This window comes from Marinobacter guineae (assembly GCF_002744735.1).
Classification (GTDB): domain Bacteria; phylum Pseudomonadota; class Gammaproteobacteria; order Pseudomonadales; family Oleiphilaceae; genus Marinobacter; species Marinobacter guineae.
Genome location: NZ_KZ319341.1, coordinates 610,616 through 634,620 on the forward strand (window position 1 = coordinate 610,616; position 24,005 = coordinate 634,620).

Annotated in this window: 23 protein-coding genes; 6 read left to right on the forward strand and 17 right to left on the reverse strand. The window is 58.5% G+C overall.

What is annotated here, in order from left to right; all coding sequences use genetic code 11:
- Positions 1-58 precede the first annotated feature (58 nt).
- The 3 genes from CLH62_RS17195 to mpl form a co-directional block, all read right to left on the reverse strand.
- The gene (locus CLH62_RS17195) at positions 59-1,198 is read right to left on the reverse strand and encodes an acyl-CoA dehydrogenase family protein (protein ID WP_099619400.1); all 1,140 of its coding nucleotides are present in this window, start codon (positions 1,196-1,198) and stop codon (positions 59-61) included.
- Between the two features lie 122 nt (positions 1,199-1,320).
- Positions 1,321-1,968: a flavin prenyltransferase UbiX gene (locus tag CLH62_RS17200; RefSeq protein ID WP_099619401.1), complete on the reverse strand. Its 648-nt coding sequence runs from the start codon at positions 1,966-1,968 to the stop codon at positions 1,321-1,323.
- 46 nt (positions 1,969-2,014) lie between these two features.
- A complete protein-coding gene (mpl, locus tag CLH62_RS17205) occupies positions 2,015-3,409 on the reverse strand; it encodes a UDP-N-acetylmuramate:L-alanyl-gamma-D-glutamyl-meso-diaminopimelate ligase (RefSeq protein WP_099619402.1) in 1,395 nt (464 codons plus the stop codon).
- A gap of 155 nt (positions 3,410-3,564) precedes the next feature.
- Between mpl and CLH62_RS17210 the strand changes: the two genes are divergently transcribed.
- Positions 3,565-4,827 (forward strand): 6-phosphofructokinase, encoded by a 1,263-nt coding sequence (locus tag CLH62_RS17210; protein WP_099619403.1) that lies wholly within the window; start codon positions 3,565-3,567, stop codon positions 4,825-4,827.
- 91 nt (positions 4,828-4,918) lie between these two features.
- Here CLH62_RS17210 and CLH62_RS17215 read toward each other — a convergent pair whose 3' ends face one another.
- Positions 4,919-5,173 carry a GrxA family glutaredoxin gene (locus CLH62_RS17215; protein WP_099619404.1) on the reverse strand — a complete coding sequence of 85 codons (255 nt, stop codon included), beginning with the start codon at positions 5,171-5,173 and terminating at the stop codon, positions 4,919-4,921.
- A 167-nt stretch (positions 5,174-5,340) separates the two neighbouring features.
- Entirely contained in the window at positions 5,341-7,467 is a 2,127-nt protein-coding gene (locus CLH62_RS17220) for a methyl-accepting chemotaxis protein (RefSeq protein ID WP_099619405.1), read from the reverse strand.
- A 60-nt stretch (positions 7,468-7,527) separates the two neighbouring features.
- Between CLH62_RS17220 and CLH62_RS17225 the strand changes: the two genes are divergently transcribed.
- Positions 7,528-7,971, forward strand: coding sequence for a YqaA family protein (locus CLH62_RS17225; RefSeq protein WP_099619406.1), 444 nt, complete (start codon positions 7,528-7,530; stop codon positions 7,969-7,971).
- Here the strand turns inward: CLH62_RS17225 and CLH62_RS17230 are convergent.
- Entirely contained in the window at positions 7,911-9,356 is a 1,446-nt protein-coding gene (locus CLH62_RS17230; protein ID WP_099619407.1) for an ABC1 kinase family protein, read from the reverse strand. The two genes, CLH62_RS17225 and CLH62_RS17230, sit on opposite strands and share 61 nt — an antisense overlap.
- Before the next feature lie 253 nt (positions 9,357-9,609).
- Between CLH62_RS17230 and CLH62_RS17235 the strand changes: the two genes are divergently transcribed.
- On the forward strand, positions 9,610-10,701 hold the full coding sequence (locus CLH62_RS17235) for a GGDEF domain-containing protein (RefSeq protein ID WP_099619408.1): 1,092 nt from the start codon (positions 9,610-9,612) through the stop codon (positions 10,699-10,701).
- A 1-nt stretch (position 10,702) separates the two neighbouring features.
- On the opposite strand, the gene lipB is transcribed toward CLH62_RS17235, so the two are convergent.
- From lipB to CLH62_RS17285, 10 genes are all read right to left on the reverse strand, one after another.
- Positions 10,703-11,341: a lipoyl(octanoyl) transferase LipB gene (gene lipB, locus CLH62_RS17240; RefSeq protein ID WP_099619409.1), complete on the reverse strand. Its 639-nt coding sequence runs from the start codon at positions 11,339-11,341 to the stop codon at positions 10,703-10,705.
- A 5-nt stretch (positions 11,342-11,346) separates the two neighbouring features.
- Complete coding sequence (locus tag CLH62_RS17245; protein WP_099619410.1) at positions 11,347-11,616, reverse strand: HP0495 family protein; 270 nt, start codon at positions 11,614-11,616, stop codon at positions 11,347-11,349.
- 30 nt (positions 11,617-11,646) lie between these two features.
- Positions 11,647-12,813, reverse strand: a complete 1,167-nt coding sequence (locus tag CLH62_RS17250) for a D-alanyl-D-alanine carboxypeptidase family protein (RefSeq protein WP_099619411.1) — start codon at positions 12,811-12,813, stop codon at positions 11,647-11,649.
- A 56-nt stretch (positions 12,814-12,869) separates the two neighbouring features.
- Positions 12,870-13,763 carry a septal ring lytic transglycosylase RlpA family protein gene (locus CLH62_RS17255; protein ID WP_099619412.1) on the reverse strand — a complete coding sequence of 298 codons (894 nt, stop codon included), beginning with the start codon at positions 13,761-13,763 and terminating at the stop codon, positions 12,870-12,872.
- Positions 13,764-13,886: 123 nt separating this feature from the next.
- Entirely contained in the window at positions 13,887-15,029 is a 1,143-nt protein-coding gene (rodA, locus tag CLH62_RS17260) for a rod shape-determining protein RodA (RefSeq protein ID WP_099619413.1), read from the reverse strand.
- Positions 15,029-16,924 carry a penicillin-binding protein 2 gene (gene mrdA / locus CLH62_RS17265; RefSeq protein ID WP_099619414.1) on the reverse strand — a complete coding sequence of 632 codons (1,896 nt, stop codon included), beginning with the start codon at positions 16,922-16,924 and terminating at the stop codon, positions 15,029-15,031. The genes rodA and mrdA overlap by 1 nt, the downstream gene beginning before the upstream one ends.
- A 9-nt stretch (positions 16,925-16,933) precedes the next feature.
- The gene (gene rlmH / locus CLH62_RS17270) at positions 16,934-17,404 is read right to left on the reverse strand and encodes a 23S rRNA (pseudouridine(1915)-N(3))-methyltransferase RlmH (protein ID WP_099619415.1); all 471 of its coding nucleotides are present in this window, start codon (positions 17,402-17,404) and stop codon (positions 16,934-16,936) included.
- 2 nt (positions 17,405-17,406) lie between these two features.
- Positions 17,407-17,757 carry a ribosome silencing factor gene (gene rsfS, locus CLH62_RS17275; protein WP_099619416.1) on the reverse strand — a complete coding sequence of 117 codons (351 nt, stop codon included), beginning with the start codon at positions 17,755-17,757 and terminating at the stop codon, positions 17,407-17,409.
- A 70-nt stretch (positions 17,758-17,827) separates the two neighbouring features.
- Positions 17,828-18,478 (reverse strand): nicotinate-nucleotide adenylyltransferase, encoded by a 651-nt coding sequence (gene nadD, locus CLH62_RS17280; RefSeq protein WP_099619417.1) that lies wholly within the window; start codon positions 18,476-18,478, stop codon positions 17,828-17,830.
- A 5-nt stretch (positions 18,479-18,483) separates the two neighbouring features.
- Complete coding sequence (locus tag CLH62_RS17285; RefSeq protein WP_099619418.1) at positions 18,484-19,740, reverse strand: glutamate-5-semialdehyde dehydrogenase; 1,257 nt, start codon at positions 19,738-19,740, stop codon at positions 18,484-18,486.
- 178 nt (positions 19,741-19,918) lie between these two features.
- Here CLH62_RS17285 and CLH62_RS17290 point away from each other — a divergent pair, with 178 nt between their 5' ends.
- From CLH62_RS17290 to CLH62_RS17300, 3 genes are read left to right on the forward strand one after another with little or no spacing between them, the layout of a single operon-like run.
- Complete coding sequence (locus CLH62_RS17290) at positions 19,919-20,941, forward strand: GGDEF domain-containing protein (RefSeq protein ID WP_099619419.1); 1,023 nt, start codon at positions 19,919-19,921, stop codon at positions 20,939-20,941.
- Positions 20,938-21,936 carry a GGDEF domain-containing protein gene (locus tag CLH62_RS17295; protein ID WP_099619420.1) on the forward strand — a complete coding sequence of 333 codons (999 nt, stop codon included), beginning with the start codon at positions 20,938-20,940 and terminating at the stop codon, positions 21,934-21,936. Before CLH62_RS17290 ends, CLH62_RS17295 begins: the two co-directional genes overlap by 4 nt.
- Entirely contained in the window at positions 21,933-23,393 is a 1,461-nt protein-coding gene (locus CLH62_RS17300) for a bifunctional DedA family/phosphatase PAP2 family protein (RefSeq protein ID WP_099619421.1), read from the forward strand. Before CLH62_RS17295 ends, CLH62_RS17300 begins: the two co-directional genes overlap by 4 nt.
- Here CLH62_RS17300 and CLH62_RS17305 read toward each other — a convergent pair.
- Positions 23,390-23,968 (reverse strand): LON peptidase substrate-binding domain-containing protein, encoded by a 579-nt coding sequence (locus CLH62_RS17305; protein ID WP_099619422.1) that lies wholly within the window; start codon positions 23,966-23,968, stop codon positions 23,390-23,392. The genes CLH62_RS17300 and CLH62_RS17305 overlap by 4 nt on opposite strands.
- Positions 23,969-24,005: the final 37 nt, after the last annotated feature.

Below are 24,005 nucleotides of genomic sequence, written 5' to 3' on the forward strand. Positions count from 1 at the left end.
GCCTTCGGCTGCCCCTTTGATCAGAACCCGAGGGTGACCAGAACCCCCGGGGCCATACTCAGAATGAGCGGGCAACGATTTCCTTCATGATTTCATTGGTGCCGGCATAAATCCGCTGCACCCGTGAGTCTGCCCAGGCCCGTGCAATCGGGTACTCCCACATGTAGCCGTAGCCACCGTGCAACTGAACACACTCGTCCATCACCTTACACTGCAGGTCCGTGGTGAGCTGCTTCAACATCGCCGCGGTGGGAATGTCGAGCTTTTTGTCCAGATGCAGTTCCAGGCACCGATCGGTGAATACCCGGGCGGCGGTGATTTCCGCTTTCATCTCCGCCATCTTGAAGCGGGTATTCTGAAAAGCAATCACCGGCTTGCCGAAGGCATTCCGCTCCTTGACGTAATCCAGGGTCCACCCCCAGGCAGCTTCAGCCGCGGCGACAGCCCCGAGGGCAACCTGCAGACGCTCGGCCGCCAGTTCCTGCATCAGCTGGAAAAAGCCCTGCCCCTCGCCGGGGCCGATCAGATTTCCTGCAGGCACTTTCACGTCCTGGAAAAACAGCTCGGAGGTGTCCTGGGCCTTCATACCCACCTTGTTCAGGTTCTGACCTTTCTCAAAACCTTCCCACGCGGTTTCCACCACGAACAGACTGATGCCCTTGGCGCCTTCCTTGGGATCAGTTTTGGCAACAACAATCACCACGTCCGCCAACTGTCCGTTGGTAATGAAGGTTTTCGAACCGTTCAGAACGTAATGGTCGCCGTTCTTGACCGCCGTGGTTTTCACGCCCTGCAGATCCGAACCAGCGCCGGGCTCGGTCATGGCGATAGCACCGATCATCTCACCGCTGGCCAGCTTCGGTAAATACTGGTTTTTGAGCTCGTCGGAACCATAATTAAGCACGTAGGGCGCTACAATGTCAGAGTGCAAGCCCCAGCCTATCCCCGTCAAGCCGGCCCTGGCCACCTCTTCGATCAACACCGCGCTGTAGCGGAAATCCGCACCTACACCGCCAAACTCTTCCGGCAGGCACGGGCAAAGGAATCCAAGCTCACCGGCCTTTTGCCAGAGTTCGCGGCTGACCTGGCCGTCTTTCTCCCACTGATCATGGTAAGGCACGGCTTCCTGCTCCAGAAACTTGCGGACAGAATCGCGAAAGCCTTCAAGGTCGGCGTCGAAGAGAGTACGTGGAATCATGGTGAACCTCGGTGAATAACCTGTGTTGTGATTGTCGTTCACCAAGTCTCTGCCCGGAGCCCGGTTTGCTCAATGATGAAAAGCATCAATCGGGCTGGCCAAAACCATCGCTCCGGGCCGCCTCAGCCCTTGCGCTTGTCCTCGGCACGGGCTTCGCCCCAGCGGGGCATCAGGTCCTGGGGCAGGTTCAGATGGTCGAGAATACGGGCGACAATGAAGTCCACCAGATCCCCGACCGATTGGGGTTTGTGGTAGAAGCCGGGACTGGCCGGCATGATCACAGCACCCATGCGAGTCAGCTTCAGCATGTTCTCCAGGTGCACCTCCGAGAAAGGCGCTTCCCGGGGAACCAGGATCAGGGGCCGCCGCTCTTTCAGGGCAACGTCGCCCGCCCGCTCAATCAGGTTGTTGCTGGCCCCGGTTGCCAGTGCCGAGAGCGTGCCGGTGCTGCAGGGACAAACCACCAGCGGGGCTTTTTCCCCGGAGCCGGAGGCTGGCGGTGCGAACCAGTCTTCCCGGCCGAACACCAGAACCTGGCCTGGCGTAGCGCCGGCATACGCCGAGAGGGTGTCCTGCATGGCGGGTGGCGTTCCCGGCAGTTTCAGATCGGTTTCCGTGGCAATCACTACCTGGGCTGCCCGGCTGACCATCACGTTCACCCGACACCCGGCCGACACCAGGCACTGCAACAGCCGCAAGCCGTACTGGGCGCCGGAGGCGCCGGTCAAAGCCAGATTAACAGTCGATACCCGGGTTTGGTCGTTGGTCATGAATTCCGCCACTCGTCAGTCAAATGAAGCCACCGGCCGTGCCGGATCAGCCACGGATACGCTCAAGCTCGGCAATGAGTTTACCGTGAATACCGCCAAACCCTCCGTTGCTCATGATCACAATGTGGCAAGGGCTGGGCAGATCTTCCAGTACTCGGGCTATCAGATTCTCCACAGAGGGCTCTACGCGGTGCAGAGCCGACCCGGGATTGTCTTGCTGCCAATCGGAAATCAGGGCCGGCAGCCAGTCCATGGCATTGAGATTGGCCCATAACACCCGGTCGGCTGCGTTGGCACTGGGCAGCAACGCCTGCTGATGCACGCCCTGCTTCATGGTATTTGAGCGTGGTTCAATCAGCGCCAGGATCGGTTCATCCCCAACCCGGTTGCGCAAGCCCTCAAGGGTGGTGGCAATGGCGGTCGGGTGATGGGCAAAATCATCGTAAATCCGCACGCCATCAATATCCGCCAGCAGCTCCATTCGCCGCTTTACGCCAGAGAACCGACACAGGGCGGCCACCGCATGATCGGGGGTTACACCCACATGACGGGCGGCGGCAATGGCAGACAAGGCATTGCGGACATTATGGAGGCCGGTCTGATCCCACTTCAGGGTGGCCACCGGCTGTTCATGGTGAATTACCATGAACCGGCTGCCGTCTTCAGAGAGCAGTTCTGCCCGCCAGTCAGAGGTGCGCGGAGTTTCACTGCCGATAGCGGTGTCCTGAACCGGGCTCCAGCAGCCCATGGCGAGGGCGTTATCCAGGTGCCCGTCGATCGCCGGCCGGATAATCAGGCCCTGGGAGGGAACGGTTCGGACCAGGTGATGGAACTGCCGCTCAATGGCTTCGACGTTCTCGAAAATATCCGCGTGATCGAACTCCAGGTTGTTCAGGATCAGGGTATGGGGCCGGTAATGGATGAATTTGGAGCGCTTATCGAAAAACGCGCTGTCGTATTCATCTGCCTCGATAACAAAGAAATCGCTGTTACCAAGGCGGGCCGACACCGGAAAGTCCCGGGGAACACCCCCTACCAGGTACCCAGGCTCAAAACCGGCCTGATCCAGTATCCAGAGCAGCATGGCGGTGGTCGTGGTTTTGCCATGGGTGCCCGCCACTGCCAGCACCCAACGGTGCCGAAGCACCTCCCGCGCCAGCCATTCCGGCCCGGACATATAGTCGATGTTGCGGTTGAGCACGGCTTCCACTTCGGCGTTGCCACGGGACATGGCGTTACCAATAAGCACAAGATCCGGCTGTGGCTCCAGATGGTCCGGGCTGTAACCTTCCATCAGGCTGATGCCCTGGGCCTCCAGCTGGGTGCTCATGGGTGGATAGACCCCCTGATCGGAACCGGTCACCGTATGCCCGAGTTCCCGGGCCAGAACGGCCAGACTGCCCATGAACGTGCCACAGATTCCAAGAATATGAATGTGCATTCGGCGACTGCCCTCTCCGTTGAAACCCGACAAGCCTCCCGTATCCGCCCCAGCCCGTCAAGAGCCACGCTATCCGCAATCCTGCTCATGAAAATTGGCAGCGTTTGGCGTATCATCTGCCCCATTGTCGAACCAGCAGGAGGCTCCAGCCCGAGATGGCCATCAAGAACGCATTTTACGCTCAGTCCGGCGGTGTCACCGCCGTCATCAATGCCAGTGCCTGCGGGGTTATCCAGACCGCCCGCAAGCATCCGGACAAAATCGGCAAGGTGTTTGCCGGACGCAACGGCATTCTCGGAGCGCTGAAAGAAGAGCTGATTGATACCAGCATCGAACGAGATGATGCCATTCAGGCATTGATTCACACGCCAGGCGGCGCCTTCGGCTCCTGTCGGCACAAACTGAAGAACATTACTGAAAATCCTCGTGAATATGAGCGCCTGATCGAAGTGTTCCGGGCCCACGACATTGGCTATTTCTTTTACAACGGCGGCGGGGATTCCCAGGACACTGCTTTCAAGGTGTCCCAGATTTCAGAAAAGATGGGGTATCCCATCACCTGCATCGGGATTCCCAAAACCGTAGACAACGATCTGCCGTTCACCGACTGCTGTCCGGGCTTTGGTTCGGTGGCCAAATACATTGCCACCTCCACAATGGAAGCGAGCCTCGACATCAAGTCCATGTGCGAGACCTCAACCAAGGTCTTCATCCTCGAGGTCATGGGGCGCCATGCCGGCTGGATTGCGGCCTCCGGCGGTCTGGCAGGCCAGGGAGAAGGCGAGCCGCCCCATATCATCCTGTTCCCGGAAATCCCGTTTAATCGAGATAGCTTCCTGGCCCGCGTGGACCACTGCGTCAAGGAGTACGGCTACTGTGTTGTCGTCGCCTCCGAAGGCGCTCAGTACGAAGACGGCCGTTTCCTGGCCGACGCCGGTGCCAAGGATGCCTTCGGCCATACCCAGCTCGGCGGTGTAGCTCCCGCCCTGGCCAACATGGTCAAGCAGGCCCTGGGTCATAAGTACCATTGGGCCGTGGCCGACTATCTTCAGCGCAGTGCCCGCCACATCGCATCAGCCACCGATGTGGAACAGGCCTACGCAGTCGGCAAGGCCGCAGTGGAAATGGCTCTGGATGGCAAACAGGCGCTAATGCCCACCATCGTTCGCGAACAGGCGAAGCCTTATCGCTGGAAGATTGGTGAGGCGCCCCTGAGTGAAGTGGCCAACCAGGAAAAGAAGATGCCGATTCACTATATTACCGACGATGGTTTTGGCATCACCCAGGATTGCCGGGACTATCTGGAACCCCTGATTTTCGGGGAAAGCTTCCCGCCGTTCGACAATGGGCTGCCGCGGGTTGCCAAGCTTCAGAATACTCTGGTCGAAAAGAAGCTGAAAACCGAGTTCCAGTTCTAGTCCAGGGTCTCAGCTCTTCCGGGACGCACAAAAAAGGGCCTGACAGATCAACTGTCAGGCCCTTTTCGATTTGCGGCCCACCAACGCGTCTTTAACGCGCCAGCTCCGCTTCGTGTTGACGCAGATAGGCCTGAAACTGGTCGAAACCGCCCACGTACCGATCCCCAACGAGGATCTGGGGCACGGTGTGCACCGGCCGGCCTATTTTGTCGGCAATATCCTGTTTACTCATGCCCTTCTCGATCATATCGACCCAGACATAAGGAATGTTTCTGGTCTCGCACAGGTCCCTTGCCCGAACACAGAATCCACAACTTGAACGGCCGTAAATCGTGACCTGCTCCATAAAGACCTCCGAAACGTCTATAGCGATAAATTTTGAGATTGGTAGAACAATGGTTGAATGATGACACGGCATACTGGAATTGAAAATTGATGCTTTGAATCGCCGCCATAGTAGCCAACCATATCTGGCTCACACTCCCGCGCCCCTGCGATACATCAAGCCAGCTGTCAGGTTCTGAGGCGGCTGAGCTCCCGCTCCAATACCTGCACCTCATTGTCCAGCGCCTGGCCACTGCCCTTGACCCGTCCGGCCAGCTCTCTCAGGTCGTTGGCGACATCGCCGATGTGGGTCAGGTTGCGATTGATTTCCTCACTCACAGAGCTTTGCTCTTCCGCCGCCGTGGCCACCTGGGTCACGTGCTCGACAATGGTTCCGATCCGGTCGACGACAGTGGCCAGCGAGTGGGCAGCTTCCTGGGTACCATCAACCGCCGAAGTAGCCCGGTCAACGCCACTCTGGATCACGGAGACGGCGCCGTTCACATCCTCCTTCAGGCCGTCGATCATGCCGCTGATTTCATCGGTGGATTCCCGGGTCCGGGAGGCCAGGGTTCGCACCTCATCGGCGACCACAGCAAAGCCTCGGCCCTGCTCACCGGCCCGGGCCGCCTCGATTGCCGCGTTCAGGGCCAGCAGATTGGTTTGCTCGGCAATGCCCCGAATCACATCGATGATCCGGTTGATGTCCTCACTGCGATTGGCAACGCGACCGATTGCCGTGCTGGCTTCGCCCATATCGCTGGCAACCGCACTCACACCAGTCACTGCGGAGGAGAGCGTATCCTGGGTGAACCGGATACCGTCCTGGGCCATCCGGGCGTTCTCGGCCGCCTCGCCGGCAAACCCGGCCACCTCACCTGCAGCCGCGGACATCTCGTTCATGGCGGTCACCACACTGTCGATATCCTGGTGCTGCCTGGCGGTTTGCCCGTCGGTCTCGTCCGCAATGGCGCCAACATCCCGCGCCTGCTTATGAACCTTGGCATTCACTCCCTTCAGATCGTTGATCATTTCCCTCAGTCGGGCGAGGAAGGCGTTGAATCCACCAGCGAGTTCAATCAATTCTGCGTGGGTGTCGATGTCCAGCTCATGGGTCAGGTCCCCTTCAGAACTGGCCAGATTCTTCATCCGGTCGCGGATCTCATCCAGCGGCCGTGTCACCGAACGGACCAGAAGCACCAGCGCAATAATGGCTACGACAACCACGCCGATACCCACCAGGGTTTGGCGGGTAGCCGTGGTGGCCACTTCACTGGACAGCAGACCGGTAATTTCGGACACGCCCGCAAGGGCCGCACCCCGGGGCAGTTCAATCAGCAGTGACCACTGGGTATCCGGCAGGCGAATGTCCACGGGGTAGGCGACTGCAAGGATTTCCCCGTCATCGTAGGTACCCTCGCGCTGATGCAGCTCGGAAAACGTATCCCCAAGGTCGGGAACCGCTTCCTGCAGGGGTCGGCCGAGACTTTCTTGGTAGTGGCTGGACGCGGCAATCAGACCCTGCCTGCTAAGAAGGGTTACCCGGGACTGACCGTCGAAAAGCGCCTGGCTGACTCCGGCAATGGTTTTTTGCAGGGTCGACAGGTTGATGTCTACGCCAACGACACCTGCAAAGGTACCGCCATCCAGGATCGGCACCACGAGACTGGTCATCAGCTCGGAATAGCCTTGGCTGATTTCGTAATCGTAGGGTTCCATGATGCAGGGAGATTTGGTATCCCGGGAGCACAGGTACCACTCGGCATCACGGATACCAAATTCATTCCTGCTATCCAGGTATTTGGTGGCCGGATCTTCGGTACGGCTGAACATTACATTGCCGTCTGGCCCCCGGTAGTAATAGATCTCCAGTGTGCCTTCGTCGCTGCTGTGGTCTTCAACGCCACCGGTAAAATAGCGGTCCTGACCATCGTACGCGTCGGGTTCAAACTGGGCGTAGACAGAACTCAGGCTTTTCTGCTCCTCCAGCACCGCCCCCACGGTCTCCTGAAGGGCTGTACGGCTGATACGACCGGAGCTGTCGGCCTGGATATTGCGGATAATCACGTTACGAACGACTTCCGGAGTCCGAAATGCCGTTGCAAACTGACCGCTCACCAGCTCGCCATATTTTCCGGCGGTTGCGCCAAGCTGATCCATCACAATACCCTGCACCGTATTCCGGGTTTCAGCCGTGAGCCGCTCCTCCATAGCCCCAAGTGACAACTGGGCAGTAACGACGATGCTGATGCCCATGATCAGGAGTAGTGACACAACGAGGGCATAGAGCTTGAAGCGAAGCGATAACTGTTTCATCTTAAAGCGAGACCTGCGGGGTATTGGAGATTCATTTCAACGTAAAGCAAGGAGAGCCTGGTGGCTTACCTGACGCTATTTGTGACCGCGTTCGCCGCCGCCACACTGCTGCCTGCCTACTCGGAAATTCTGCTTGGCACCATGGTCACCCAGGGTTATTCCTGGTGGTGGCTCTGGTTCTGGGCAACGCTGGGCAATACGCTTGGCTCGGTCGTTAATGGAGTTATCGGCCGGCAAGTGGATCGCTTTAAGCACAAACGCTGGTTTCCGATCAGCGAATTGCAGTTACACAAGGCGCGGAACCGTTTCAATCGTTATGGCCAGTGGTCACTGCTGATGGGCTGGCTTCCCCTGGGGGGCGACGCGCTGACCCTGGTAGGTGGCATCATGCGCGTGCCCTGGCTGAACTTCATTGTTCTGGTGGGTATCGGCAAGGGCGTCCGCTACGGCTTCGTGCTCTGGCTGGTGGCCGAAGCATCCGGGGCATCGTCGCCCTCGCCATAAAGGTATTTTCGCAACAGTGGCTCGCCATTAAACTCGGCGTTCAGAACAGCGATAAAGGTGTAAACCCCGATCAGCTTGCGATTCAGGAACACGAATTCCTTGGGAGGTACCCGGAAATACCGGCTGATAGCGGAACGGGCCGCCTGCCGGGCCACCCGGGAAGGCAGGTCGCTTTGCTTCCAGCGGTATTGGCCATGGCTGTTGACGGCATAATCCGGCCACGAATCCTTGTCACTGGACAGGGGTTCGAGTACCGACATGCACACCAAACCAAACTTCTGCAGAACTTCCTCCGGCCATTCCGTGCTCATGAATCGCAGCTTCACGCCACCGTCAATCACCGCCTGCAGATCGTTCTCATAGGAAGCCCTGATCATCTGGATCACCGGCTGGAGAAACTCGTCCGAGTAAGCCTGCACAGCCCCGAAATCGAGCAGGACGATACGATCATACCCGGGATCTTCGCCCTCCTCGCCGGCAATCCGGATACGGTAATTGCCGAAGTTGGGATCGGTCTGGATTTCTCCCCAGACAAACAGCTCCCGGAAAAACAGCTCCAGTGCTGCCTCCCCCAACGCACTGCGGCGCGCCAGAGGCAAGTCTTTGACGGGCTGGGAACTTACCGAGTGGCCATGCTCAAAGGTTGAGGCGATTATGTGCGCGGTTGAGAATTCCGGTAAAACCCTCGGCACGATAAACCGGGGATCGTCAGCAAGCATCTGGCGGAACTTTTCCGTCGTCTTTGCTTCCAGGCGGTAGTCCACCTCCCGGTGCATCATCTCCCGGACTTCTTCCAGCCAGTCGTTAAACTCCGGGCCGAAACTGACCAGCCTGGCGACCCGGAGCAACTGGGCGACAGCGTTCAGATCACTGTCCACCGCATCAGCCACGCCCGGGTATTGCACTTTCAGAACCAACTCAAGCCCGTCGCTTCGGCGCAGGGCGCGGTGCACCTGGCCCAGGGAGGCCGCGCCAATGGGCTCAGGATCCACCTCCAGTTCCGCCAGCCGTTCCTCGCCCAATTCGGCTTTCAGCACCCGCTCAATTGCCGGCCACTCCAGCGATGTCGTCTGATCTTCCAGGGTGTGCAGGGCTTCGGTCACTTCGTCCGGCAGGAAGTGCTCGCCATACAGGGCCATCACCTGGCCGATCTTGACCACGCTGCCTTTGAGCTGGCCCAGTTCGTCCACCAGGAAGCGCGCCTGGCTTGAAAGCATGGCCCGGTGGCGTTTGTCCCGGTTTTCCTTGCCGCTGAACCAGTTGGTCGCCATATGCGAGGCCATCCGCGTACCAGCATACAAACCGGCACGAGTCAGGCTTAAGCGGCGTTCAAAGCTGCCTGTCTTGATGCGGGAAACAGAATTTCCTGAACGTCTGGATGACATGAATGACCTGTATGGATCAGAGAGTTTCACCACTACTGGCGGCCTGGACCATTATACGGACAGTCCGGTGGGCTGACCTAACCGAGTCGACCGGGTTTGACCGGCCATGGGGCCAATGTACCGGGCCCGTCGCCAGTTTACATCTGGACAACAAAATCGTTTACGTTTCGATACAGTCTACACCGGAAAACCGTTCTACTATCTGGTCATACGTAAGGTCCGATATCGAATATCACAAGAAAAAGATCCGAACATGTCGCAAACTGCGAGAAAAACGCCGGACACGGAACTGTCCCAGTTCCGTGTCAAGGGCGAGATTCCTGTCCCGATCCTGATAAACTGGCTGACAACCGTTGCCGTTCCTCTGCTGTTCTTTTTTGCCTGGAGATCAAGCCTGCGGGACGATTCGGTCACGCCCCCGCTGCTGCTCGGCTTTGCCGTGCTGCTGACCGCCAACTCTCTCGTTTACTGGCTATCCGACAACAAGACCCTGCAGCGTCGTGGATTCATCACGCTGATTTCCATGCTGTTCACCTACCTGGCCGTTCATGCGGTGGAAGATGGCTCTGCCATTATCTGGCTGTTCGCTTACCCACCCATCATCTTCTATATCAGTGAGTCCCGGGTTGGCGTTGCGGCCTGCAGCGGGGGCTTTGCCGCTGTTATTTTCCTGTTCAGCCCGCTAGGCGACATGCTCTTTGAGCCCCCGTACAACGCCAGCTTCCGGTTAACCATGATCGCTGTGCTGGGCTTTGAAATGGTCACCTGCTACATCCTTGACCAGAGCCGCCGGCGCAGCAAGCTGGGACTGCTGAAACTGGCGGCAGAATTCGAGTATGCCGCCAAGCATGATGCACTGACCGGGCTGGCGAATCGACGGGAAGCCCTTGAACAACTTGATGCCGAATATCAACGCTACCTCCGGAATGCCCGCCCTTTTTCCGTCATGCTGATGGATATCGACCTGTTCAAGAGTGTCAACGATAATTACGGACATCACGTGGGAGATGAGCTGATCATCCTGGTTGCCCAGACCCTGCGCGAGCAATGCCGGAAGGTGGATACTCTGGCCCGGTGGGGAGGCGAGGAGTACCTGGTACTGCTTCCGGAGACGAGCCCGGACCAGGCCCTGCAGACCGCCAACCGGATTCGGCAGGCGATCGCGGAGGCCTCTGTCAGCACCGGACAGGGCGTGGCTCGGGCCACAATCAGTGTGGGCGTTGCAACAACTCGGGGATCCGAATCCATCGACCGGCTGCTCCAGCGATCAGACGAAGCACTCTACCAGGCCAAGACAGAGGGCCGAAACCGTGTCTGCGGATACAACAGCGAGGCGGCAGCCTGAGCTACCAGCCCTGATGAAACTCCACCGCTGAGTGGCCCAGCCCGCCGACCAACTGCTCCGCCAAGCGCTGCTGAACATCCGCCACTGTTACACCGGGTACAAAATCGCGGACCTGACACATGGCCAACCCGGCGTAACCGCAGGGGTTGATGCGTCGGAAGGGTTCCATATCCATGTCCACATTCAGGGCCAGCCCGTGAAAAGAACAGCCCCGGCGTACCCGAAGGCCGAGTGACGCAATTTTTGACGCGCCCACGTAGACACCCGGTGCATCAGGTCTTGGTGCGGATTCCACACCCAATCCGGCGAGGGTGCGCACGATGGCCTGTTCAATCTCGTCCACCAGGCCGCGGATACCCAGTTTTTTCCGGGACAGATTAATCATCAGGTAAATCACCAATTGACCCGGACCGTGATAGGTCACCTGGCCACCGCGGTCTACCTGAATCACCGGGATATCGCCCGGCGCCAGAATGTGCTCGGCCTTGCCCGCCTGGCCCTGGGTGTAAACCCGTGGATGTTCAAGACACCAGAGCTCATCGGCCACGGTGTCATCCCGGTTGGCGGTGAAGGTTTTCATGGCCTCCCAGGTTTCCAGGTAGGGTTGCTCTCCCAGAGATCGGACGATCAATTCAGCCATCAGGATCAGAGCACCATATGCACACGGCCACTGGCCTTGAGCTCTTCAAACAGGGCTTTCAGTTGAGTTTCTCCGGTCGCCACTATTTTCAGCTGCACCGATGAAAAGCGGCCCTTGCTGCTCTCATTCACCGATATATCGGTTTCGCAGATCCCTGGCGCGTGCTGTTCCACAACATCTACCACGAATTCAGTGAAATCCGGTGCAGAATTACCAATCACCCTGATCACGTAATCGCATGGAAACTCAATTTTTGGTACTTTCGGCTGACTCATGCCACCTTACTCCCGGGGACCAAAGTCACCCTACTGAAATAACTGAACGAAAAAGAGCTTTATGGCATCCCAGATGCGTTTGATGAAACCGCCCTCGGGAACATCGGTCAAAGCCAGTACTGGCTGGTCAACCAGCACTTCACCGTTGTACGACACCTTGACCCGTCCCAGCTCATCTCCCACTTTGATGGGTGCTTTGATTACAGAATCAAGGTCTACTGTCGATTCCAGGCTGTCCCTGGAGCCGCGGGGGATGGTGACGTAAACATCTTCCGCCATGCCGATCGAAATCTGGTCGGCCTGGCCGCCCCAGATACGGGCCTCAATCAATTCCTGTCCGGCCCGGAACAGGCGTTCACTCTCGTAGTAACGGAAACCATAATTCAGCATTTTCTGAATTTCCTGGGCCCGTGAATCGGTACTGCTGGTGCCCATAACCACTGCAATGAAGCGGGTATCGTTACGCTTGGCGGAGGCGACCAGGCAATAGCCCGCCTCTTCGGTATGTCCTGTCTTCAGGCCATCGACGCTGCTGTCGCGCCACAGGAGGCTGTTCCGGTTCGGCTGACGGATATTGTTGTAGGTAAAATGTTTTTCCGCATAAAGCGGATAGTTCTCCGGGTAATCGTTGATGATCGCCCGGGCCAGGATCGCGAGATCGAAGGCCGTCGAGAAATGATCCGGAGACGGCAGACCCGTAGCATTCTCGAAATGGGTGTCTTTCATGCCCAACAACTGCGCTTGCTGGTTCATGATATCAACAAAGGCACCTTCACTGCCGGCAACGAATTCGGCCAGCGCTACCGAGGCATCATTACCTGACTGGATAATCACCCCTCTGAGAAGATCCTCGACTGCAACCTGGGTACCTTCCTTTATAAAGGTGCGGGAACCTTCTGTTTTCCAGGCCTTGACGCTGATCGGGACCATGTCGGACATGGAGATTCGCCCTTCGTCCAACTCCCGCTCAACAATATAGGCGGTCATCATCTTGGTCAGGCTCGCCGGCGGCAGACGCTCATGGCTGTTCTCTTCCATGATAATCCGGCCGCTTTTCGGGTCCATCAGGACATAGGAGCTGCCGGCAATCTGGGGTGGCGACGGGATCAGCACCGATTGCGACATCACCTTGCCGGTCAGGGCGAGCATCAGTACAAAGACAACAGATAGTGTTCGGAAAGCAGATTTTAAGGCCATGGGTCCATTCGTTCGTCGTTAGGTGTGTTTCTTTTTCAGCGTCTTTTCTGGCTTGTTCAGTGTGAATCCGTCAGCAGGATGGACTGATCAAATCCACGGGCTTCCAGGAGACTCTGGGTCTTCCTGGCGGAATCTTCATCCCGGAATGGTCCCACCTGAACACGGTGAAACCTTCCGGAAGCGGTATCGACAGCTCTTACCCGCATCGGGTTCTCAAGTACCGCCCTAAGCTGGCTTAGCATCTTCTCGGCCGGGTCGCGGCTACTGAAGGAGCCCAGCTGCACAAAAAGCGAACGGTCCTCCATTGCCATCTCTCCACTGGCCCTCACCCGACTTTCGGCGGGTCCGGCGGCATCCACCGGCGAAAAGGGCTTGCCAGCAAGAAACATGGAGCCATCTGGCTTCACCGTAATCGCGGCGACCTCAACTCTTGCAGTGCCCCGGGCCTGGTAACCCAGCTTTTTGGCTGCGGCGTAGGAAAGATCGATAATCCGATCGCCATGGAAAGGCCCACGATCATTAACCCGGACAATCACCGAGCGACCGTTATCAAGATTCGTTACCCGGGCGTAGCCGGGGATCCGTAATGATTTGTGGGCCGCAGACATGGAATACATGTCAAAGGTTTCGCCGTTGGACGTCTTATGGCCGTGAAATTTCTCGCCATACCAGCTCGCCGTGCCCCTGGCTGTATAACCATTGTTACTGTCGACAACATGATACTGCTTGCCCCAGACCGTGTAAGGGGACTTGTTCCCGGCACGACGGGGTGTCTCGTATACCGGAACGGCGTCGTTGAGCCCGGAGGTATCAAAATTGCCCGAAGGTGCCCGGTCCTTCGTGAGGGTATAACGGGATGAATGATCCGTCTCGGGTGCAGAGGCGCAACCACTGAGGATCGCTGCCCCGAAAACCACCAGAACGAACAATATGGAAGGTTTGCAATTCACAGTCCGGATTTCCTCTTGACCACCTGGGCCGCCGTGATCAAAGTTCCGGCGGCATTATCCCATTGTAACGGGTTATCCGCGGCCTTCACCATTACCCGGCAGCCATGGTTGACAGCATTCCGGTCAGGCGCCGATCATTCGCCGGTGAGTATGGATCGACATCAACACTCCGAATGCGGCCATCAGGGTAACGCTGGAGGTCCCACCATAACTGATCAGGGGCAATGGCACACCCACCACGGGCAAAAGTCCACTTACCATCCCGACATTCACAAAGATGTAAATAAAGAAGGTCATTGTCAGTGCGCCGGCCAGCAGCCGGCTGAAGGAGTCCTGGGCCGTGGCGGCGATATACAGGCATCTGAGTATGATCAGGAAATACATGGTCATCAGAGCTAGCATCCCGATAAAACCGAACTCCTCCGCCAGCACGGCGACGATAAAGTCGGTGTGGCTCTCCGGCAAGAACTCCAGATGGGACTGGGTACCCTGCAGCCAGCCCTTGCCTTCAAACCCTCCGGAGCCAATCGCGGTTTTGGACTGGATAATATTCCAGCCGGCACCAAGCGGGTCACTTTGGGGATCCAGCAACGTCAAGACCCGCTGCTTCTGGTATTCCCGCATGACAAAAAACCACATCAGCGGTGCGGAAACGGACACCATGGCAACAAAGGCGGCGATCAGTTTCCAGCTGATACCGGCAAAAAACACCACGAAAATACCGGCCATCCCCACCAAAAGTGAGGTGCCCAGATCCGGTTGCTTCATGATCATGACCATGGGCATTAGAACTATTCCAAGCCCCACTGCCACGTGCCGGACCCGCGGAGGCAGATAGTGCCTGGAGAGATACCAGGCCGCCATCATCGGCACCACGAGTTTCATCAGTTCGGAAGGTTGAAAACGGGGCAGTCCCGGCAAAGCCAGCCAGCGCTGCGCACCCTTTGCCCCCACACCCACCAGAATGACCGCAATCAGCGAAATGACGCCGGCTCCGTAGAGCCAGGGCGCCCAGCGACGAAAAACCGACGGGTCCAGTTGCGCGAACACGAGCATCACCACGAAGGCCACACCCATTCGGATTCCCTGCGCTTTGACCACTTCCAGGTTCCTGTCAGCACCGCTATACAGCACGAACAGACCGCCGAAAACCAACAAAAGCAACAGTAACAGCAGGATCGGATCAAGATGCAACGCCGTCCAGATGCTCCGTTGCCGGCCCAGGGGATTGGTTGCGGTTGGATCCAGTAACGCCTTGAAAGCCATCAGTTCGCCACCTGCCCCTCAACGCCGCTGACCAGCGCACCCTCAGACTGTTCGGAATACTCTAGCAACCAGGCATCGAACAGAGCCCGGGCAACCGGTGCCGCCGTGCCGCTACCACTGCCACCATTCTCAACGATCACCGCCACCGCAATCTTCGGGTTATCCACAGGAGCAAAGCCGACGAAGAGAGCATGGTCCCTGAGTCGCTCACGGATTTCTTCCGCGTCGTATTCCTCATCTTCTGCCAGGCTGAATACCTGAGCCGTTCCGGTTTTGCCAGCCATCTTGTAGGGAGCGCCGCGGGCCGCACCCCGGGCGGTTCCTTTCCGCCCGTGCATTACCTCGACCATCGTCTCCACCACGTACTCCCAGTCATCGTGATTTTTCAGCTTGAGTGGCTCGTGGGTTTCCTCAGGCAAATATTCATCGACCGGGTGATCCCCCTTGATGTCCTTCAGCAGCCTCGGCTCCACCCACTTGCCCCGATTGGCTATCAGGGCGGTTGCAGTGGCCAGTTGCAGCGGTGTGGCAAGCATGAATCCCTGGCCTATACCAAAGTTCACGGAATCGCCCGGGTACCAGGGCTCATTCCTGACCGCCTGCTTCCAGTCCCGCGAGGGGAGCAAGCCACTCAGGGCGCCAGACACATCGAGGGCGGCGTCCTCTCCAAAACCAAACCGGGACAGATAGTTGTACATGGTGTCCACGCCCATCTCGACAGCTGCTTCGTAAAAATAGACGTCGCAGGATTCTGCCACGGCGTCTTTGAGATCCACCCAGCCATGGCCACCCCGCTTCCAGTCGCGCCAGAGCCGACCACCAGCATTCAGGCGGAAGTATCCGGGATCCCATATGGTGTAATCCCGAGTGACGGCCCCACTGTCGAGCGCGGCAACCGCAAGCATGGGCTTGAGCGTCGAGCCCGGTGGGTACTGCCCACGCAGAGCGCGGTTGAAGAGAGGTTTGTCCCTGCTTTCACTGAGCTTACGGTAATCCTTGACACTGATACCGGTGACAAATTTGTTGGCATCGAACCCCGGTACGCTGGCCAGCGCCAGGATACCTCCTGTGTCAGGTTCAATCGCGACAATGGCGCCCCGGCGCCCGTCCAGCAGCTCATGGGCACGTTGTTGCAACCTGAGATCGAGATGCAACTGAACGTCCTCACCGGGCACCGGGTTTTCACGCTCCAGAACCCTCAGGGTCCGCCCGCGGGCGTTGGTCTCAACATGTTGATAACCGACCTGGCCGTGGAGGATTTCCTCGTAAAACCGCTCGATACCTGATTTTCCGATGTAGTTGGTGCCCGCGTAGTTCACCGGGTCGATACGTTGCAGCTCATCCCTATTGATTCGGCCAACAAAACCAAGCGCATGGGCTGTCAGCTCGCTGTGCGGGTAATACCGCACGAGCTCGGCACTCACCTCCACACCGGGAAGTTCGTGGCGATGCACCGCCAGGCGAGCCATCTCCTGCTCATTGAGATCATAACGAAGGGGAATTTCCTGAAAGGGCCTCCGGGGTTCCTGAAGGCGGCGCCGGAAGCGCTCAAGGTCTTCCTCGGAAATATCCAGAATGGTGCCCAATTGCCCGAGAGTGTCATCCATGCCGTCAACACGCTCCGGCACCAGTGTGACGCTGAAAACCGGGCGATTCTCGGCCAGCAGGGTGTTACTGCGATCGTAGACAAGACCTCGGGGCGGGGGGACTGACTGGACCTGCACGCGGTTCTTGTCAGACAGGGTTGTGTAAACGTCATGCTCCACGATCTGGAGCTGATACATGCGCGCAATCAGGCCGCCAATTGCCAGCATAATGACCACCAGCATGACCACAGTCCGGCGCTGAAAAAGCCGGCGTTCTGCTGCAGTATCCTTGAATTCGCCCCAAGGCATAGAAGCCCCCTAAGCCCGGTGGTACGGGTGATTGCGGGTAATCGACCAGGCCCGGTACAGCTGTTCCGCGAGAACGATACGCACCAGGGGATGAGGTAAGGTAAGCGGCGAAAGGGACCACTGCTGATCAGCTCGCTTCCGGCAGTCTTCCGCCAGACCGTCGGGGCCACCAACCAGAAAGTTCACATCCCGGCCGTCCTGTTGCCAGTTTTCAAGCTGGCCGGCCAGTTTTTCGGTCGACCAGGGCCGCCCGCCAACTTCCAGCGCAATCACCCGGTCTTTCGGGCCCGTCGCTGCAAGAATGCCGTCACTTTCACGCTGCATCAGTCTGGGAATATCGGGATTCTTGCCCCGGTGAGCCAAGGGTATTTCCACCAGCTCCAGGGGCAACTCCGGCGGCATGCGGCGGGCGTAATCTCCGAATCCGGTACTGACCCAGTCGGGCATTTTCTGCCCCACACAGATCAGGCGTAGCCGCATGATTATTCGCTGCCTGCAACACCAAGATCCGGAGCATCGCGCCAGAACCGCTCCAGATCGTAAAACTCCCGCGTGGCAGGCATCATGACATGGACAACCACATCGCCAAGATCCACCAGAATCCAGTCACTGACGCCGGCACCTTCCACGTTGCTCGCGCGGACGCCCTGCTCTTTGGCTTCAACAACCACTGAATCGGCAAGGGATTTCACATGTCGGTTGGACGTTCCGGATGCCAGAACCATGAAGTCGGTGACACTGGTTCGGTCACGGACATCAATCACGCTGATGTCCTGTGCTTTCACATCTTCAAGCGCATTTACTACCAGGTCTTTCAGTTGCTCTGCCTGCATAATCACCCTGTTGGACGGGCGTTTGCCGGAATGGCCGCCCGAAATGTCATATTCAGACGCGATTGTAGCACTAAAAGTTCCCGTCTGGGCATGCGCCGTAAAGCCCCTGGCGGCGAATTTCCCACCAGACCGGATCGGGCACGAGGTAACGTGGCGAACGACCGTCACGAATACGCTCCCGGATTCCCGTGGCAGAGATATCCAGAAGCGGCGGATCCAGCTCAAGAAAAGCGCCACAGGGGCGGCAATGCAGGGCCTCAAGCCCTGTCACAGCCCGCTCCGCCAGCAACTGCGCCGGCTTGCCAGTTGGGTCCAGCGCCGGGCCCGGTCGGCGAACCACAACCACATGGGCAAGATCGGGAATTGCCTGCCATTCGCGCCAGCGATCAAAGCTGGCAAAGGCATCCGTGCCAACCACCATTACCAATGGCTCATCCGGGCCAAGTTCCGACCGTAACTGGCGAAGAGTATCAGCCGTGTAAGATGCACCCTCTCGCGCCAGCTCCCGGTCGTCAATTTGTAACTGAGGCTCCCCGGATACCGCCAGCCTGAGCATGTCCAGACGCTGGTCTGAAGACGCGCCAGTCTGCCCTCGATGCGGCGGAATATGACACGGCACGAGGCTGACGACCCCGACCCCGAGGCGGTCACTGATTTCAAGGGCCAGCCGCAGATGGCCATGGTGCACCGGATCAAAGGTTCCGCCATAAATCACATGCATGGGCATCAGGTCCGGATGTGCCCGTCGCCGAAGACAACGTACTTCTGGGACGTGAGCCCCTCCAGCCCCACCGGTCCGCGGGCATGGATCTTGTCAGTGGAGATACCGATCTCCGCGCCCAGGCCATATTCGAAGCCATCCGCGAAGCGTGTGGAGGCGTTAACCATCACCGAGCTGGAATCCACCTCAGTGATAAACCGGCGCGCCCGGGTGTAATTCTCGGTAACGATGCTGTCAGTGTGCTGCGAGCTGTAACGGTTGATGTGGTCAATAGCACCGTCCAGCCCGTCGACCACTCGCACGGCCAGAACCGGGGCCAGATACTCGGCTTCCCAGTCCGCCTCGGTCGCCTCGGCGAGGCCGTCAACGATGGCGCGGGTCTGCTCACAGCCGCGAAGCTCCACGCCTTTCTCGACGAAGGCCGGTACGAGAAGCGGCAGGATATCCTCGGCAATTTCACGGTCCACCAGCAGCGTTTCCATGGTGTTGCAGGTGCCGTACCGCTGGGTTTTGGCATTGACCGCCACCTTCAGTGCCTTCTCCGGATCAGCATGGCTGTCAATGTAGACGTGGCATACACCATCGAGATGCTTGATCACCGGTACCCTGGCATCCCGGCTGATGCGCTCAATCAGACCTTTACCCCCTCTGGGCACGATGACATCCACATACGCGGGCATGGTGATCAGCTCACCCACGGCGGCGCGGTCCGTTGTTTTGATCACTTGCACGGCCATTTCAGGCAGGCCAGCTTTCGCCAACCCCTCCGCGATACAGCGGGCAATCGCCTGATTCGAGTGGATCGATTCGGAGCCACCCCGCAGAATGGTGGCGTTTCCGGACTTCAGGCACAGACTGGCGGCCTCAACGGTCACATTGGGGCGTGACTCGTAAATGATGCCGACCACACCAAGGGGAACCCGCATCTTGCCGACCTGAATGCCCGAAGGACGGTATGCCATATCGGTAATGGCGCCAATAGGGTCCGGCAACGATGCCACCTGCTTCAGGCCTTCGATCATGGCATCGATCCGGGTGGGCGTAAGCTCAAGCCTGTCCAGCATGGCCGAATCGAGGCCGTTTTCCCTGGCCTGCTCCAGATCTTTGCCATTAGCCACAGCCAATATATCCCGTGCCGCATCCAGCGCCTCTGCGGTCGCCAGCAGGGCCTGGTTGCGCACGGCGGTGGTCGAGCGGGCCACCCCTGTTGCCGCTGCACGGGCCTGTTGCCCCACCTCAGCCATGTAAGCTGCAATATCCATTCAGTTACCTTTTCGTTTTCAAAGCGCTGTTTCAAAGCACAAATCAGGAAGTAAGTCCCTAACTTTACCTTTCCCGTTTCAAGTACGCACCCCAAACAGATATTATACCGCTGCGGTATGCCATACTCGGAAACCTCGGGAAGGTTTTTTCAGGGAGTTGAGAAAAAGGAAGGACACCATGGCCCAAATGGCCGAAAAATTCCTGTTAAGCAAGTTGTCACGGGCAGGCTTCGTGGCCCTGACCGCCATTGCGGTTCTGTGTGCCACACTGGGCGAACCCATGGTTGCGGCGGCGGCGGGCGCAGCCGCCGGTGTCGTGATTGCTGGCAAAACATTTCACCCCAGCCGGGTAAACCAACCCTGGCCGAGGGTTCAGCAGGCTTTCTTTCTGGTTCTCCTGCTGATTCTTCTGACCAGTTTCTGGACCGGCCCCTGGGTTCTGAGCCACTGGCTGTATGCCATCCCTCTGGTTGCTTTTGCGCTTGTTCCGCCTGCGGCAGCAGCACTCATTACCCTGGTCATCGTTGTTCTGGCCATGGTTGCAACCCAGTGGGCCGTTGGGCTGGCTGATCGCCACCAGATGATCAGCGCCTTTCTTCTGACCATACTTCTGTCTGCCCTGCTGGTTTTCCTGCGTGAATACAAAACCCGACAACTGGCGCCACTGCGCCGGACCGATGAACTGACCCAGGCCGCGAGCCGCGAATACCTCTCTGCCGATCTGCACAAGGAGATTCAGCGCAGCGAACGGGAAGGTACGGACATGTCCATTATCATGATCGGGCTGGACACCCACTTGAGCGATAATGATCCGGACGAGGATATCCGTTCGATCCTGCCACGCATCGGCCGCTACCTGCATTCCCAGATACGGGATTTTGATACCTATTACCGGGTGGCGGATCTCCAGTTCCTGGTTATTCTCCCGGGCATTTCCACCAGTGAAGCCATCGCCCGGGGCGAAACCGTGCGCAAGGGGCTGGCAACACTGCTGGAAAACCACGGCATGAATCTCACGGTCAGTACAGGCATCGCCGGGCTCAACATAGGTGATGACGCCAACACGCTTCAGCAAAGTGCTGCCAACGCCCTGCGCCGGGCCCAACAACAGGGGGGCAACCGAAGCCAGGCTTACAGCTCCTGGTCACAGCCGGCGCAACCGAGCCAGCCGCAGGCACAGACACAGGGGCCTGTTTCATGACTGAAACCCGTCTCAGAACCTGGACACACGCCTTCGGCTACAGCATCGCCTGCCTGTTTATTTTCACACTGGCCATGCAGAATCTCCGTTACGGCTTTTACGAGCTGTTTTACCTGGCCACAGGCATGGCGGCCCTGACCCTGGCCGGCGCCATTTACACCGTCATCTGCCGCCGGCACCAACTTTCAGCTCCGGGCCACCTGATCATTCTCTCCGGCCTGAACAGCGGCATGCTGGCCGCCTTGCTGACCATGGATGCGCCGGGCATTACCCACTGGGCCATGCCCCTGGTCGCACTGAACCTACTGGTTCTGCCATTGCGCCAGGGCCTGGCGCTGTCACTTCTGCTGCTGATTCCGATGTCGGTTATCCTGTTTCTGCAGCAGGCTCCGGCTGAAGCAATCACTGTCATCGGGGGGCTCTTCATTCTGCTCTCAGTTGCCGCGCTGTATATCTGGCATTACGATCATATGGCGCAGTCCGCCGAGGATCTCGCCATCACTGATCCGGTCACCGGCGCGCATAATTCCCGTTTTCTGGACGAAACCCTGCAAAAGGAAATCAGCCGGGCAATCGCCACCGGGCACCCCCTGTCCGTGATAGACCTGAGCATCGATTACGCGGACGAAGTTGCCGACCTGCACGGCAAGGACCAGGTTCAGGGACTGTTCCGGCACATGACCGGACACCTGTTTGGCGTTATCCGTGCTGGCGACACCCTGTATACCCTGAATGACTCCGAGTTTTTCCTGATACTGCCATTCACCCCGGAAGAGGGGGTGCGAGTGATTGCCGAACGCATCCGCCGGACCATAGCCGAGCAGAAATGGCCGGTGGTTGGCAAGGCAACCGTCAGCCTGGGTTGCACCACCCGAGGCAGCGGCGACACCCGGACCGACACACTCCGTAAGCGGGCCCATCAGGCCATGGAAGAGGCACGCAGGCGAGGCCCGGATTCAGCCTGGTTCAGCCCCGGAGAAACCATCGAGACATGAGCAATGCCTGGCTTAACGAACTGTCGGCCTGGCTGAGCATGCATCCAGGCTGGCTGGCATTGGCTCTTTTTACCACCGCCTTCACTGAATCCCTGGCCATTGCCGGCATCATTGTTCCTGGCGTCGCTATCCTTTTTGCGGTGGCCTTGCTGGCAGGTGAGACCGGGATGCCGTTGCCAGAGGCACTGATCTGGGCAGGCCTGGGCGCAGTCGCGGGCGACACCTTGAGCTTTGGCCTCGGGCGCCTGATGCAAGGACGACTGACCACCGTCTGGCCGCTGAGACGCTACCCGATGATCATCGACAAGGGTGAGCGCTTCTTTAATCGCCACGGTGGCAAGAGTGTCATTATCGGACGTTTTGTAGGGCCGGTACGGCCAGTAATCCCTCTGATTGCCGGGGCGCTGATGATGCCATGGCATCGCTTTCTGGCATTCAACATCGGGTCGGCAATCGCCTGGGCGCCGGCGTACGTTTTCCCCGGTTTCCTGGTGGGCAGCGCCCTGGCCAGCGAAATCCGACCTCCGGCCCATTTTTATGCGGTCACCGGCATCAGCCTTTCTGCGCTGGTCGTCGTCTATTTCGTACTCTTGCGATTTCAACTCGGGCTCGGGGAAGAGAGCCGCTTTTACCAATGGCTGAAACAGTGGATGGGGCAGTACGATACCACTCACCGTTTCTGGCGCCTCTACACCAACCAGCGACCAGCACGGGAGGGGGAATTCCCGCTGGCCTCCTTCATGCTCGCGCTGGGTGCCACCGCCCTGCTGCTGATCTGGGGCCAACTGGCCACGACAACCCATTTGCTGGAGGGATTCAATCAGGCAACCCTGCTCTGGTTTGAGCAACTGCGCCAACCGTTGCTGGACGGTCCGTTCATTGCCATCACCCTGCTGGGCGACCCGCCTGTTCTTATTGCTGCCGGAGTCCTGGCCTGCGCGGTGCTACTGTTCAGAGGCTACTATGCCGCCGCTGTTCACATCATGGTTGCTGCCCTGATGACCGTAATACTGGTATGGGGCCTAAAATCCACGCTCGGCATTCCCCGGCCGGATGAAGTCCTGAGCCCGCCGGATTCCGGCGCCTTCCCCAGCGGCCACACGGCCGGGATCACGCTGATGGTTACCTTGCTGGCCAGTTTTGTTGCAGGCGAAACCCGGAATCGCAAGCGCTGGCAATCATACGTCACTCTGTCACTTCCACTGGTGCCTGTGGCCCTGAGCCGGCTTTACCTGGGGGTGCACTGGTTTACGGATGTTATCGGTGGACTTCTACTCGGCCTTGCCGTAACCGGAGCGGTGAGGGCCAGTTACAGCCGGTATGATCGGGTGCCCCTGACACCGGATGTGTTCGTCGCGATTGCTACCGTACTGTGGCTGGTGTTTGCAGGAACCTACATTGCCCTGTGCTGGGAGGAGGCCATCATGAACTTACGGCCGACAGGTCCGGGGCTCTAGCCCTCCTCCAGCGCTTCCAGCAGTCCCTGCAGGCGGCTGAGCCGCTCCAGCGGATCCTGCAATTCCACGAGTTTCTGCTTCTCCTGCTTGTCCAGTGGCAGCAGTTCCGTCAGGCGCCAGCCAACATCCCGGGCATCGTCGTAGTCAATATCCATATTCAGGTCCCGGATAACCGGATGCCGGAACAGCGCCCGGAGCACCGAAGGCAGCTCGCCAAAATGCGGGGGCACCTCACTCTCCGCCTCTTCAATCAGGCACTCCACATCACCGACATTGAGCCCGTCTTCCTGCTGCCAACTGCGGACCACCGACACCTTCGACGCTCCCTCAACGGTGATTCCCAGCAGCCCGTTTTCAAGCTGCTGAAAATCAATGATCCGCACATAGGTGCCAATATCATAGAAAGCCGCGGTGGGCCCGGCTTCCCCACCTTCCCTCAGCAGCACAACCACGAAGCCCCGGTCCTCCTTCAGGCAGCGGGTGAGCATATCGATGTAGCGCGGCTCGAACAGCTGCAGGGGAATCCTTCCCCTGGGCAGGACAATGGAATTCAGGGGGAACAGAGGTACATTCATAAGTGCAACAGTCACTGGAAAGCGGACTCCACAGTTT